This window comes from Bacteroides caecicola (assembly GCF_023337095.1).
GTDB lineage: Bacteria > Bacteroidota > Bacteroidia > Bacteroidales > Bacteroidaceae > Phocaeicola > Phocaeicola gallinarum.
This window is the reverse complement of sequence record NZ_JAMBLM010000009.1, coordinates 82,676-97,431: the sequence shown is the minus strand read 5'-3', so window position 1 is coordinate 97,431 and position 14,756 is coordinate 82,676. Positions and strand designations below refer to the sequence as shown.

The 14,756-nt window shown below is 47.4% G+C and carries 8 protein-coding genes; 1 reads left to right on the top strand and 7 read right to left on the bottom strand.

What is annotated here, in order from left to right:
• Nucleotides 1-64 precede the first annotated feature (64 nt).
• The 7 genes from M3085_RS10215 to M3085_RS10185 form a co-directional block, all read right to left on the bottom strand.
• On the bottom strand, nucleotides 65-817 hold the full coding sequence (locus tag M3085_RS10215) for a glycosyltransferase family 2 protein (RefSeq protein WP_178257255.1): 753 nt from the start codon (nucleotides 815-817) through the stop codon (nucleotides 65-67).
• The gene (locus M3085_RS10210; protein ID WP_178257254.1) at nucleotides 810-2,072 is read right to left on the bottom strand and encodes a glycosyltransferase family 4 protein; all 1,263 of its coding nucleotides are present in this window, start codon (nucleotides 2,070-2,072) and stop codon (nucleotides 810-812) included. Before M3085_RS10210 ends, M3085_RS10215 begins: the two co-directional genes overlap by 8 nt.
• A gap of 93 nt (nucleotides 2,073-2,165) precedes the next feature.
• Nucleotides 2,166-4,745, bottom strand: a complete 2,580-nt coding sequence (mutS, locus tag M3085_RS10205) for a DNA mismatch repair protein MutS (protein ID WP_249052960.1) — start codon at nucleotides 4,743-4,745, stop codon at nucleotides 2,166-2,168.
• 263 nt (nucleotides 4,746-5,008) lie between these two features.
• Nucleotides 5,009-6,823, bottom strand: a complete 1,815-nt coding sequence (locus tag M3085_RS10200) for an alpha-L-fucosidase (RefSeq protein WP_204499353.1) — start codon at nucleotides 6,821-6,823, stop codon at nucleotides 5,009-5,011.
• 147 nt (nucleotides 6,824-6,970) lie between these two features.
• Complete coding sequence (locus M3085_RS10195; protein WP_204499351.1) at nucleotides 6,971-8,086, bottom strand: OmpA family protein; 1,116 nt, start codon at nucleotides 8,084-8,086, stop codon at nucleotides 6,971-6,973.
• A 112-nt stretch (nucleotides 8,087-8,198) separates the two neighbouring features.
• Nucleotides 8,199-8,753, bottom strand: coding sequence for a hypothetical protein (locus tag M3085_RS10190; protein WP_204499349.1), 555 nt, complete (start codon nucleotides 8,751-8,753; stop codon nucleotides 8,199-8,201).
• Between the two features lie 79 nt (nucleotides 8,754-8,832).
• A complete protein-coding gene (locus tag M3085_RS10185) occupies nucleotides 8,833-12,003 on the bottom strand; it encodes a PL29 family lyase N-terminal domain-containing protein (RefSeq protein ID WP_249052947.1) in 3,171 nt (1,056 codons plus the stop codon).
• Between the two features lie 696 nt (nucleotides 12,004-12,699).
• On the opposite strand from M3085_RS10185, the gene metG reads away from it, so the two are divergent.
• A complete protein-coding gene (gene metG / locus M3085_RS10180) occupies nucleotides 12,700-14,742 on the top strand; it encodes a methionine--tRNA ligase (RefSeq protein ID WP_178257249.1) in 2,043 nt (680 codons plus the stop codon).
• Nucleotides 14,743-14,756 lie beyond the last annotated feature (14 nt).

Genomic DNA, 14,756 nt, shown 5'->3' with positions numbered 1-14,756 from the left:
CGTATCTTGCGGTACGTCGGCTTTTCTCATATATCATCATTTTCGACAAACAAAAGCGGGTTGCTTACTTCTTGATGAAAGCTCTTACTACAAACCACGCATGACGGAATACGGTAGACAGAAAACCGTAATGACGACACATGATACGGAAGCGTTCGTGAAGCGAAGCCTTATGATTCCGCGTCGTCATCCCTTCGTTAAGATAGTCAATCAGTACCAGATGGGTGTTATGCAAATTGGTACTTTGTTTCATTATGCGGATACACCAGTCGAAATCGGCTGAAAAGCGATAGCGCAGGTCATAGAATACCACACGGTCACGGCGCACAAAAAATGCCTGATGACAAACTAACATTCCTGCTTTAAAACTTTTCCACGTCAGTGTTTCGGGAGCTGACAAACGGCGCATCCGCAAGAAATGTCCATCCTCGTCTACGATAGCCGTTTCACCATAAAGAACGTCGGGCAATTCTGCCCCCGTAATAGAGTGTACCATCGACAAAAGCGTATCGTCTTCGTGTAAAGCATCGCCTGCATTCAGGAAACACAAATAATCGCCCGTAGCCAGCCGAATCCCTTTATTCATTGCGTCATATAAACCCTTATCCGGTTCGCTGATTACAGTCTGGATATGTTCTTTATACTTATTTACGATTTCCATCGTTCGGTCTTTCGAGCCACCATCTACAATGATGTATTCTACGTTACGATACGACTGAGTAATCACGCTCTGAATGGTATCTTCCAATACAGCTCCGGCATTATAGGTTACCGTAATAATGGAAAACTTCGGATGTACGCGGTGTAAATTATGCATGATTTCCTGTTATCTGATTATAAATCCGAATATACTGTCCTGCCACGATTGATTCTGAATAAGTGGTTACCGCTTTCCGGTAAGCCGCATCGCTCAAAGTCTCATAATCGCCTTCGGTCAGCGTCCAGTAAATGCCGTTTGCCAAGTCTTCCGCCGAACGGTATTGAGCTACATAGCCATTATGCAAATGGTCAATCATCTGCGGAATCCCCCCTACATTAAATCCTACGCAGGGAATGCCACACGCCATAGCCTCCACTATCGTATTAGGCAGATTATCTTGCAAAGAAGGAGTAACATAAAGGTCGACGGCATTATAGATATTAACCAACTCTTTTTCGTTGCTTACATAATCAATCTTGTAAGTAGGAAACGGAAACAGCGCATCATACTGGTCGGAATGTTTTCCCATAACCACCACTCCTATCTTGCTGCTGCATTCCGGATAGTCGCGTGACAACAATTTGCAGGCTTCTATCAGATATTCTATCCCTTTCCGCTTGTCGGTTATTTTCATTGAGCTGAACAAAAGTAATTTTTTATCAAGAGGAAGATTCAATTTTTCACGGGCAAATTTCTTGGCACGCGGACGGAATAAATTCGTATTAATGGCATTGGGAATACTCAGGATAGTCTGTCCACTCAATAGAGAGCTTTTCTTCGCCATCGCTTCCAGCCAGTGGCTGCAAGCCACAAACGTTATGTTAGCCCCTGCATAGAGCTTTTCTTTCTTACGATACACGCGCGAAGACAAATCGTGCTTGTGAGACTTTATGAGTAATTCGCAATTATGACATTCGCCTGTATATTTTTCACAACTTCCGGAATAATGACAAATGCCCGTAAAGGGCCACATGTCATGCATCGTCCATACCACCGGTTTACCGGAATCAATGATACGGCGAATATCCCCCAGCGAAAGCATTCCTTGATTAATCCAATGAAGGTGAATCACATCGGCTTGGCGGAACTCCGGAAGCGAAGTTATATCCGTACCCATATTGGCTATATCTACGGCAAACAAGTTTTCACGCTTGAATCCGTTTGCAGCCCATATTACAATCCGCTCCCACGTAAACTGCCAGATTCTTCTCCATGACTTTTTCAATGGCACGACAGTAACCTGATCAGTCTGCTTGTTCCTCACCAGCATCTTAGCCTTGATGCCATTGTCTTTCAGCGCCTCCATCAGTCGGTTTGCAGCTATCGCCGCTCCTCCGATGCGCTCCGTCGTGTTAATAATAAGTACCCTCATGTTCAGCTATCTGGAATGTTTTTGCAAAGTTAGGAGTTTTTTCTACACGACAAACACGGATATGCAGAGTTTTCAAACATCCGTACCGAATCGCTATTTGCCGCGAACAATCCGCTTAATATCGTTCAACTTGTTTAATGCTTCTAATGGAGTAAGATTATTTACATCTAAATTCAGAATCTCATCGCGTATCTGACACAATACCGGGTCGTCTAACTGGAAAAAGCTAAGTTGCACTCCATCCGAAGAAACGGTTTTGGGAGTTACGGAGATGCCTTCCTGACGGTTTTCCGACTCTAACTGGCGCAGGATTTCTCCGGCACGCTTGACAATGGTTTTCGGCATTCCAGCCATCTTTGCCACGTGTATGCCAAAGGAATGTTCACTGCCGCCCCGCTCCAACTTGCGCAAGAATATCACCTTGTTATCCACTTCCTTCACTGATACATTATAATTCTTGATGCGCTTGAACTGTGCTTCCATGTCGTTCAGTTCGTGATAATGGGTAGCAAAAAGCGTACGCGCACGGGCTCTCTTATGTTCATGGATATGTTCTACGATAGCCCACGCGATGGAAATACCGTCGTAAGTAGAAGTTCCACGCCCCAACTCATCGAACAAGACAAGGCTGCGCGGAGAGAGGTTGTTCAGGATATCGGCAGCTTCATTCATTTCCACCATAAAGGTCGATTCGCCCACCGATATATTATCGCTGGCTCCTACGCGAGTAAATATCTTATCTACCAGTCCTACATGGGCATTTTCCGCCGGAACGAAGCAACCTATCTGCGCCATTAACGTGATGAGCGCCGTTTGGCGGAGCAAAGCCGACTTACCTGCCATGTTTGGGCCGGTGATGATGATGATCTGTTGGGTCTCGGTATCCAAATAAACGTCATTGGCAATGTATCGTTCGCCCGGGGGAAGCTGTTTTTCGATAACCGGATGTCTTCCCTGATGAATATCAAGCACATCGTCTTCAGCTATAACCGGACGTATATAATTATTTGCACGGGCTACGTTGGCAAACGAAAGCAGACAGTCTAACCGGGCTATTTGCGTGGCATTGATTTGAATAGCGGGGATAAATTCCGACAGTGCCATAACCAGCTCATTATACAGCCGGGTTTCCAACGCCAATATCTTATCTTCCGCTCCCAAGATCTTTTCTTCGTATTCTTTCAGCTCCTGAGTGATGTATCGCTCGGCGTTGACCAGTGTTTGTTTACGAATCCAGTCTGCCGGAACTTTGTCTTTATGCGTGTTACGCACCTCGATGTAGTAACCGAACACATTATTATAAGCAATTTTCAAGCTGGGAATGCCGGTCAACTCGCTTTCGCGTTGCTGAATCTGGAGCAGGCAGTCTTTCCCCGAATAAGCAATCCGACGCAGTTCATCCAATTCTTCGTTTACCCCGTCGGCTATCACCCCGCCTTTGTTGACCAGCAGCGGCGGATCATTTTTTATTTCTTTGGCTATCTTGTCGCGAATGGAAACGCAAGGATTCAGTTGCTCGCCAATGCGCCTCAGGCTTTCGTTATCAGCGTTCAGGCAGGCATTTTTGATGGGTTCGATGGCTTGCAGCGCCACTTTCAACTGTACCACTTCGCGAGGCGAGATGCGCCCTACGGCGGCTTTCGAAACGATGCGTTCCAAATCGCCTACCCGATGCAGTTGTTCTTCTACGAAATCCTTGAAATCGGGTTCGCGGAAGAAGTAGTCTACCACGTCCAAACGCTCGTTGATGGGTTTCACGTCTTTCAGGGGGAATACAATCCACCGCTTCAACAAGCGGGCTCCCATCGGACTGATGGTGTGGTCAATAACATCCAGCAGGCTCGTACCTCCTTCGTTCATGCTGTTTACCAGTTCCAGACTGCGGATGGTAAACTTGTCCAGACGCACGTAACGGTCTGCTTCGATGCGCGAAAGCGAAGTGATATGGCTTATCTGGTAATGTTGGGTCATATCGAGGTATTGTAAGATAGCCCCCGACGCAATGACGCCGTTCGTCAAATGTTCTACGCCAAACCCCTTCAAATTCTTGGTTTCAAAATGTTTCAGCAGTTTTTCGCGGGCAGAAGTCTCGGTAAATACCCAGTCGTCCAGCTCGAAAGTGAAGAACTTGCTTCCGAAATTTCCTTCAAACATGCCGCGCTTGCCCCGCTCGAAAAGCACTTCTTTCGGAGCGAAATTGTTCAGCAACTTGTCTACATAGTCGAATGTACCTTCGGCTGTCATAAACTCGCCCGTAGAGATATCAAGGAATGCCACTCCGCACGCCGATTTACCGAAATGAACGGCGGCAAGGAAGTTATTTTCTTTATACGAAAGAACGTTATCGCTGATAGCTACCCCCGGAGTCACCAGCTCGGTAATCCCTCGCTTTACCAGCTTTTTCGTGGTCTTCGGGTCTTCCAGCTGGTCGCAGATGGCAACACGACGTCCTGCCCGTATCAGTTTGGGCAGATAGGTGTCAAGCGCGTGATGTGGAAAACCCGCCATTTCTACGGTCTTCCCTTGCCCATTGGCACGTTTGGTCAGCGTAATGCCCAGAATCTCGGAAGCCGATACAGCATCTTCCGAATAGGTTTCGTAGAAGTCACCGCACCGGAACAGCATGATTGCGTCCGGGTGTTTTGCCTTCAGGTCGAAGTATTGTTTCATCATGGGGGTCAATACCACCTCATTATCCTTTGCCACAGTTAAGTCCTTTCTTTATTAGGGGTTAGATATTCAATCACAACATTGTCAACCGGGCAAAGATACGCTTTTTGCCGCGATTTGCCGAGAATCACGCCCTGCAATTTTTCTCTGCCAAACAGTAAGAGCCTGCTTAAACTCCCGATAAGGCAGTTTAAACAGGCTCTTATTTTAAATCAAAATCTTACCTATTAGTCCATGCAGCGTTTTTTTATCTCTGCCGCATGATATCATTTCACCATCACTCCTACTTCACCCGGCTTAACGTGTGCTTTCGAACCGTTGGGAGAAGTTGCTTCCAATTTAATGAAACGCGCACTTGCCCCGGCGGGGAGACTTACGGTTTGCGGAAGCGGATTATACATGATGTTGCTGAATTCGCCGTCGGCTTTCAGCGTTTTCCATGTCTTGCCGTCTGTGCTGACCGAGAAGGTATAGCGGAACGCCATATCGGGCTTTGCCTGCGCGCCTTCGGGTGCGTATGTAAACGATTGCAACGTAACGCTCTTGCCCAAATCAATAACCAGCGGAGTCTCGCTTACCAGTTTCCACGATTCGCGCGGCAGGTTATTCCATTTGTTTTCCGCCACGGCTTCCTGCAAGGGAGCTGCATAGTAAGCAGCCACACGGCTCAGGTTGGCATTGCGGCGTGAAGAAAGGATTTTCACTTTCAGTTTCTCTGCCTTCATATCGGGTATTTGCACCATGCGCTTGTAACCGATGGTGGTTCCGGTAGCTATTTCGCGCCATGCGCCGTCAATAAGGGCTTCGAGGGAGAATGCTTCTACACGTTGCCCTTTCGCAATGTCTTCTTGCAGCATCACTACATTTATTACAGAGTCGGGAGTCAGGGTATAGACTTGTTCTTTGCCCGAAGCCACCTGTTTCAGCCCTTCTCCGTCGGTCACGCGGTTATGAGCGAATATTGATTTGCGGTAAGCCGCAAATTCTTTCAGACGGGCTACATCTGCTTCGTGAATCAATCCCCGGCGGTCGGGCGGTATGTTCAACAGCAACACGGAGTTATATCCTACCGAACGGAAATAGATATCCGACAAGTGTTTCAGGCTCTTTACCTGATTATCTTCGCGTGAATGATAGAACCATCCCGGACGGATGGATACATCGACTTCAGAAGGATACCAGAACAGTTCGTTTGCCTTTGCCAAGATATCGCGGCCACCTAAGTCGGAGGATGTTTCAGAAATGCCAAGCGCTTTTTTGTTGGCTGCCGAGCGTGCATATACTCCCGGTGTCAGTACGGTTGCGCTCCATTCGGTTTCGCGTCCCAATCCTTTTTCATTGCCTACCCAGCGCACATCGTCGCCCATAATCGCCATGACAGCTTCGGGCTGGAGCTTACGGATGGTCTGGTAGAAGGTATCCCAGTCGTATTCCTGCTTCTTACCGTTCGGGCCTTCGCCGTTCGCTCCGTCAAACCATACTTCGTGTACTTTCCCGTAGTTTGTCAGGAGTTCGGTCAACTGTTCAACGAAGAATTTATTGTATGCCGGCGAATCACCATAACAGGAGGCATTTCTATCCCACGGCGAGAGGTATACGCCAAACTTCATATCGTATTTGTCGCACGCATCGCGAAGTTCGCGCACCACGTCACCTTTGCCGTTTTTCCACGCCGACGAAGCTACCGAATGTTTCGTGGTCTTCGTAGGCCACAGGCAGAAGCCATCGTGATGTTTGGCTGTCAGGATAACCATTTTAAAGCCGCATTCTTTCAATACTCTTACCCACTGGTCGGCATCCAGTTCCGTAGGATTGAACAGGTTCGGGTCTTCCGTTCCGTCGCCCCACTCCCGGTCAGTAAATGTATTGATACCAAAGTGTAGGAAGGCAGTCAACTCCTGCTGCTGCCACGCCAACTGTTGAGGTGTAGGAACCAAACGGGCAGCAATATCTACCTTTTGTTCTACTGTGGCTCCGGTAGGAAAGGTTACATGTTTTACATAATACGATTCCGTTTCTTGTGCCTGAATCGTCGGCACTCCTGCCAAGAAGAGCAGCAGGGGTAATAATAGCTTTTTCATTCTTTTTATTTTTAGCTTGGTTAACGGGATATCCCTGAAAAGCAAAGGTAACGAATCGGCTTCATGTATGCAACGTTTCGTAGTAAAAATAAATTGGCGCGAATCCGATATCGCATCGCACTCGCGCCCATCATGATAAAGAAATGTTTATTCGGCAATACAGATGCTTACGCGGTTCTGGCGTGCAGAATCAAACGGTTGCTCCGTATCTCCTTTATAGTCTACCGTTATACGGTTGGCTTCAATACCTTGCGCCTTCAGTGCAGCGGCAACAGCTTCGGCGCGTTTCTTTGAGAGTTGCAGGTTGTAGTCCGCCGTTCCTGTCTGCTTGTCGGCATAGCCGCAGATGGTTACCTTGCAGTTGGCATGTTCTTTCATGAATGCGGCGAGCTTGTCCACCTTGCCCTGTTCGCTCTCGCGGATGGTTGCCGAATCAATCCGGAAGAATACGTTTTCGGTGGTCGTAACCTTTTCCACTACCGGCTGCGGTGCGGGTTGTTCCACTACCGGTTCTTCCTTAGGCTCTGCGGGAGGAGCGGGAACGGGTTCCGGGTCGTAATAAACCGGCTCGGTCTTGCGGGTGGTCTTGCCGAACTTGATGGTGAATCCCGCCAAAGCGTTGAACTGCCAGTCGGCATTTCCTGCCTTCTTCGAGTTGAACTTGTCGGAAAGTACGTTTCCGTTTACTTCGAGGTTGAAGTAAAGGCGTTTGCTCAGGCGGATATTCGTACCGAGTCCCATGCGGCCCGCCACGTTGAACTTGTTATCCCGCCAGAGGTATGCCAGCGTATTGCCCGCGTCGTTTATCGCTACCGCCTCGTCGTTGTTGAACGCACCGTTCAAGCCGATTCCGGCAAACAGGTAGGCGTTGAACACACGGTCGGGATTGTAGCGGCAGAACAGCGCACTCAAATCCAATGTGGCATCGATGTTTCCTTGCAGGTAGTTGTAATCATAAATCTGCTGCGGACACACCCAAGCACCCTTTGCCTGCCATCCGCTGATGCCGGCACGAAGTCCCCACAGCGGGGTGAACTGGTAGCCTCCGTAAATGGCAGCAGCCGGTGAAATCATGTCGCCAAACTTGATTTCGCTTTTGGTAAACGCCGCGCCCGCCTGTACCTGCATGTACCAATGCGGATTAAACACGGTTTTTCCTTCTTCCTTGATACGAAGATTCGACGTGTCGGTGGTCTGTGCAAATGCCGTACCCGAAACGCACAGTCCGAGCACCAATGCGGTTAAGTCTCTTCTTAGTTTCATAATTATATGGTTTTAAAGGTTTATGAATATCGCATTTCACCCATGCAGGGGCGTATCGCATACGCCCGAAAACATGAATGACAGACATTCATTTAAAGGTTAAACGATTCCCTTAAAAAGTAACCTCTGCCGGGGCGAAAGCTCTGTCGCCGGCAAGGGTTTTGATTTCCTTGCTTCCCTGTCCTGCGGTTTTTATCGCCAGATACCACTGTCCGTCTATGCGGACGGGGTTAAACATCAGCGAAACACCTTTCGACGGTCTTTCATCTGCCGCACGCAGGCGAGAATACGTAGTATATTTCATATCGTTGTTTCCTTGAGTGGCAAATGCCAGATACTCGAACGCATAATCTACCACGGGGAAACGGGTGAAACGTTTTTTCATGTTTGCTTTTTCTTCGTCGGACAGCTTGCGGAGCTTCGTACCGTCGACGGTATAAAGCATGTCGATAGCCTGTTCTACGCTATCGGCTTTCAGCAGCTCCATGCAGCGTGTAGCTTGGGTTTTCACTGCCGATGTGTCGGCAGCGGTAAGTGTAGCCGCAAACTCGGCTTTCGCATCGCCCAATGACTTGGGGCGCGCGGCTTCTTTTTCTTTTCCTCCGCCGCACGAGGCAAGGCAACCTGCCACAGTGACAAACAAGATTGATTTTATTACTTTATTCATAATGATTCGTTAAGACAATAAAAGGTGTACCCAATACGGGGCACACCTTTTATATTTAGATTATAATCGTGGAAGATTATTATTCATTAGCCATTGTAGCATCAACATGAGCCTTGATTTCGCCCTTCAATGTACCCCAAGCGTATTCAATTTCAACCGGGATAATCATATCGAAGTCGCGAACGTTAGCTTCGTTGTTTCTGTAAGTGATAGAAGAAGTATTCAATTCTCTTACACCGCTGATGTCAACAGTTGCAACACCGCTTGTTTGGATGCTACCACTTCTTGCATCGAATACAGACAATTCTACTGCAGGAGCAACACTTGATAACAGATTCCATGAACCGTTCAAATTACAAGTAACTTCGTCCAAAAGAACTTTCATGTTTTTAATGTGGTAGTAATCATACAACGGACATCCGTTTTCAACAGCCGATGTATAAGCACCGCTTGTACCAACGATCAATACTTGATCACGCCAGTCAGACAATCCGAACAAGTCACCTACGATTACTGTAGAGCCGTTAGCCTGTGCATCGATGAAGTTAGCATCGTTACCCGGAAGAATATCCAGCGGACGCAAGAAGCGTACATTGAATGTTTCGTCAGCCAAAGGCAGGTCACAATCATCGTAAGTAGCAACAAGGGTTACTTTTGCATAAGTGTTAGGATAAGCATGACCCCACAAGTTCAATACTTCTTTAGCTATTGCATTGTCTTGATAATCCAAAACGCCTGTTGCCGGATCAATCTTAGCAATTACAGTATTATTAGCATACAATATAGAACCTGTTGAATTTATAGTCAAATCGTAGATAGTTCCATCAGGAGCAACGATATCGTCCTGAGTATCCGCAAATCTGAAGTAATAATTCGTTCCTAAAGTAGCCAAATCATAGTGCTGTTGCTGCGTTTGCTGAATAATCTGAACTTGGTTTCCTACATAGTATTCATCGATGTCTTTGAAGTAATTCATAACATCCCATGAAGCAATGCCTGAATTGGTAGGACGCGGTACATTCATACGTATAGTGTCTCTATCTTCCTTAGCCACGCTTTCAGGATACCAATAGCGGTCGATTCTTTCTTCGAAAGTAACTTCGGGCTTTTCAACCACCTTGATAGTCATACCAACATATACATGGTTGATACCACCGTCTTTGTTAGTGATGAACTTAGCATACAATGTAAACTCACCGTTCTGAGTAGCTGCAAGGATATTGTTCAATTCAGTCAAGCCACCAGCCCATTCAACTACATCATTCGTTGTCGGAACTTGAGCATCTTTGTGTTCTATCATTACACCATAGATGTTGTTTGATACCAACTGCATTTCGTTGTTAGCGTCCTTGATGTAAGTTTCACCCGGAACCATTGAGTAAGCATCACGGAAGTCGCTTACACTCATGTGCAACATTTCGATTACTTCATCGCTCATGTCTGCCCAAGAGAATGTATTGCTGAAGCCGTCGCATACATAAGGAGCTTCCCAGCTGTCAACTACTACACCTGTTTCGTTCATTTCGCGAGTGATGTTAATCTTAATGTATCCTGCCAAAACGATATCGCCTGCTGCATTCTCCAATGTAACAAGAACAACCGGGCGACGACCGATAGCAGAAACACCTTCTTCAGAACCTTCACCAATAGGTTGCTGTGTAATCTCGCCGTTTCCGGTTGGATTACCTTCATCATCAGTTTCACCGATTACCATACACGGAGTAAATTCACCGGTGTTCTGGTTAACCATACCGTACATGCTTTCAGAAGTCTGGTTTGTACCTACAGTGTACGGTAACATTTGATATTGCCATTTCAAACCATATCTGTTAACAACTTCGTCGTAACCCATGCTCATGTGTACGCCTGAAGTTGGCAAAGTCCAGTTCTGAGACAAGTAGTGAACTTGCAACAGTTGGCTCAAATCCAATGTTCCACCGTTGTATTCCCAATCCAAAGTAGCAACATTTTCTACTGCTTCTTGACCGGTATTATACAAATCTTTCGGGCAAGCCGGATTTTCGTTTGTAGAATGGTCGATGAATGCAATGGCTTTCAGCGATTCAACTACCGGAACAAGAGCTGCATAGTCAGAAGTAATGGTCTTTTCTTCGCTTGCATTCTTAGTCTGTGCTTCAAGAGCCATTACAGAAATGTTAGAAGATTCGGTATGTTCACCACCCTTACCTGCCAGCAATTCCGGGCTTTCAAGTTGGTAAGTAACCTTCAAATCACCATCTACTTTTTCCTTGTCAAGGAAGTTAACCGTTACGCCGGCACCGTTAGCACGTGTTGAGATGTATTCCGGATTGTCATACAAGAAACGATAGTTGTAATCATCTTCAGCAGCGCTTGACGGATTCATGTGGTAAACCACTTCATCCTTAGAACCAATGGTATAAGCACCAGCAGCAACCGGACTGTTCAAATCAGGAATATTATAGCGAACTACTTTCTGCGTATATTCATCGAAATAGTCTCCGGCAACTTGACCTTCCAAAGTTACGTAGTTACCATCAAGGTATTCATATTTAGTAGCTTCAACTCCGTCGAGATACAATTCAGGAGCAAATACCAAAGCTTTCAGGATTCTGCTCAAATTGATAACTACAGTTTCGCCACCTTCTACTCCGTCAACAGTCAAAGTTTCATTGTAAATATCCCATACAACAGAAACACCGCCTGCAACAGGGTTCGTCCAAGCAACTCCTGAATTAGTTTCAGTTTTGTTACCTTCAGCGTCGATTTCAACTTTTACCCAGAAACCTTCAAATTCGCCTTCAGTACCCGGATAGTAATAAATACCACCAGCTACACTTGAACCCGGAGTTCCCGGTTCTCCCTGAGGACCTTGAGGACCTGCAGGACCTTGTTCTCCCTGTTCACCTTTTTCGCCTTGTGCACGCCATCCGCTATCTTTACCGTCGATAAACCAGTTACCGTTCTCACCGATAGTAATAACCGAACCCGGAGTACCGGCTGCACCATCAGCGCCGTCTTTACCGTTCGTCAATTCGAAAGTAGTTCCGTCGCTCAACGTAACGACTACACCGTTGTCGGTTTTCTCTACACCACTGATAGTAGCACCTTCGTTGACTTGTGTTTGAAGTGCTTCTAAAGTACTTCTCACTTCATCTACACGCTCGTTTACTGAGTTGATATCATCATCGTAATCAGAACATCCGGTGAATGTTCCGCCCGCCATGATGAGACTACCCAACAGAAGAGCACCTACAAATTTTTTGTTCATAAAAAAAGATAATTTAAGAAAGTTAATAATGTATTCTTTACCTTTTGCTTCTATTTTATGTTTGCTATCTTTGCATATCCGGCAAGCGTGCTGTAAAAGAAAAGGAACGCAGTTTGACAGGAAAGAAGGAGAACTTAATATCTTATGCTAAATGGAGATTGGTTGCTTACATCAGATAGCTTCTTTTTGTCTCCCTGCGTTCGCTTCGAACAGTCTTTGCCCCTATTTCAAAGATTTCAGGGGACAAATGTAACTTATGCTAATACATTGCTGTTTGTCGAAGCGTATATTTAAGTTTACGTATTGACAAATCAAATGTATTAACCTACAAATCAACAACTTCCAACTGTTCTTTATTTAAAGAAAAATATGAAAAGACAAAAAAAGAAAAGCGTAAAAATACTGTCGGGCGGACTTTGCACACCCGCCTCATCCGCCTCAATTTCCCGCCCCAAACCATAGGCTTCGGACAGCCTGCGGAACACCCGAAAACGCAAGCGGATGCGTTGCCCAACACATGCGGTAGAACCGGGTAACGCTTGCGGTAGAACCGGCTTACGCATCCGCATGAATTTTTACCCCGCTCCGGAGGTGCTATTTTTGTCTGCCGATGCGGAAAAAGGTCGCAAATTATCACTAACTTTGCAAACGCAACGTAACCGAAACACCCAAGCAATCAAAACTCTTATATAATATATGGAAAAGAAATTCAAACGAACCACCGTTACTTCGGCACTGCCTTACGCTAACGGACCGGTTCATATCGGACACTTGGCAGGGGTTTACGTGCCTGCCGACATTTACGTGCGCTACCTGCGCCTGAAGAAAGAAGACGTGCTCTTCATAGGAGGCTCGGACGAACACGGTGTGCCTATCACCATCCGCGCCAAGAAAGAAGGCGTTACGCCGCAAGACGTGGTAGACCGTTACCACACGCTTATCAAAGATTCGTTCAAGGAGTTCGGCATCTCGTTCGACGTGTACGGACGTACCAGTTCGGCTATTCATCACCAGACGGCTTCCGATTTCTTCCGCAAGCTGTACGACAAGGGTGAGTTTATCGAAAAGACCTCGGAACAGTATTACGACGAGGAGGCGCATACTTTCCTTGCCGACCGCTACATTACGGGAGAATGTCCGCGCTGCCATGCCGAAGGCGCATACGGCGACCAGTGCGAGAAATGCGGAAGCACGCTTTCGCCTACCGAACTGATTAACCCGAAGAGTGCCATCAGCGGAAGCAAACCGGTAATGAAAGAAACCAAACACTGGTATCTGCCACTCGACAAGCACGAGGGCTGGCTGCGCAAATGGATTCTGGAAGACCATAAGGAGTGGCGGCCGAACGTGTACGGACAGTGTAAGAGCTGGCTCGACATGGGGCTGCAACCGCGCGCCGTGAGCCGCGACTTGGACTGGGGAATCCCCGTTCCGGTAGAGGGAGCTGAAGGAAAAGTATTATATGTATGGTTCGACGCGCCCATCGGGTACATTTCGAACACGAAAGAGCTGCTGCCCGACTCGTGGGAAAAATGGTGGAAAGACCCTGAAACCCGCCTCGTACACTTCATCGGAAAAGACAACATCGTGTTCCACTGCATCGTGTTCCCTGCCATGCTGAAAGCCGAAGGAAGTTACATCCTGCCCGACAACGTACCGGCAAACGAGTTCCTGAACTTGGAGGGCGACAAAATTTCGACTTCGCGCAACTGGGCGGTGTGGCTGCACGAATACCTGCGCGATTTTCCCGGCAAGCAAGACGTTCTGCGCTACGTGCTGACTGCCAACGCTCCGGAAACGAAAGACAACGACTTTACGTGGAAAGACTTCCAAGCACGCAACAACAACGAGCTGGTGGCCGTTTACGGTAACTTCGTGAACCGCGCGATGGTGCTTACCCACAAGTATTTCGACGGGAAAGTGCCTGCCTGCGGCGAACTGACCGACTACGACCGCGAGACGCTGAAAGAATTTGCCGACGTAAAGACGGAAGTAGAAAAGCTGCTTAACGTATTCAAGTTCCGCGATGCACAGAAGGAAGCAATGAACTTGGCACGCATCGGCAACAAGTACCTTGCCGACACCGAACCGTGGAAGCTCGCCAAAACGGACATGAACCGCGTGGCTACCATCCTGAACATCGCACTTCAATTAGTGGCTAACCTTTCCATCGCTTTCGAACCGTTCCTGCCGTTCAGTTCGGAAAAACTGCGCAAGATGTTGAACTTAGACAGCTTCGACTGGGAACAGTTGGGACGTACCGACCTGCTGCCTACCGGACACGAGTTGGGCAAGGCGGAACTGCTGTTCGAGAAGATAGAAGACAGCGTAATCGAGGCTCAGGTACAAAAGCTGCTCGACACGAAGAAGGCTAACGAGGCTGCCAACTACAAGGCAAACCCGATTAAGCCCGTCATCTCGTTCGAAGACTTCGAGAAGTTAGACATCCGCGTAGGTACGGTACTGGAGTGTGAAAACGTGCCCAAGATGAAGAAGCTCCTGAAATTCAAGATTGCCGACGGACTGGAAAACCGCACCATCGTGAGCGGTATCGCCCAACACTACAAGCCCGAAGAGCTGGTAGGCAAACAGGTATTGTTCATCGCCAACCTTGCCCCGCGCCAATTCAAGAACGGATTAGTGAGCGAGGGTATGATACTGAGCGCCGAAAACTTCGACGGATCGCTCGCCGTGACTTCGCTGCTGAAAGAGGTGAAGCCCGGAAGCGAAGTAAAATAATGATTTGCTGAAAA

What these genes read in the sequence shown, in the direction of transcription:
- M3085_RS10215 (WP_178257255.1), bottom strand. Translation starts at nt 817, where the DNA reads ATGCATAATTTACACCGCGTACATCCGAAGTTTTCCATTATTACGGTA.
- M3085_RS10210 (WP_178257254.1), bottom strand. Translation starts at nt 2,072, where the DNA reads ATGAGGGTACTTATTATTAACACGACGGAGCGCATCGGAGGAGCGGCG.
- mutS (WP_249052960.1), bottom strand. Translation starts at nt 4,745, where the DNA reads ATGATGAAACAATACTTCGACCTGAAGGCAAAACACCCGGACGCAATC.
- M3085_RS10200 (WP_204499353.1), bottom strand. Translation starts at nt 6,823, where the DNA reads ATGAAAAAGCTATTATTACCCCTGCTGCTCTTCTTGGCAGGAGTGCCG.
- M3085_RS10195 (WP_204499351.1), bottom strand. Translation starts at nt 8,086, where the DNA reads ATGAAACTAAGAAGAGACTTAACCGCATTGGTGCTCGGACTGTGCGTT.
- M3085_RS10190 (WP_204499349.1), bottom strand. Translation starts at nt 8,753, where the DNA reads ATGAATAAAGTAATAAAATCAATCTTGTTTGTCACTGTGGCAGGTTGC.
- M3085_RS10185 (WP_249052947.1), bottom strand. Translation starts at nt 12,003, where the DNA reads ATGAACAAAAAATTTGTAGGTGCTCTTCTGTTGGGTAGTCTCATCATG.
- metG (WP_178257249.1), top strand. Translation starts at nt 12,700, where the DNA reads ATGGAAAAGAAATTCAAACGAACCACCGTTACTTCGGCACTGCCTTAC.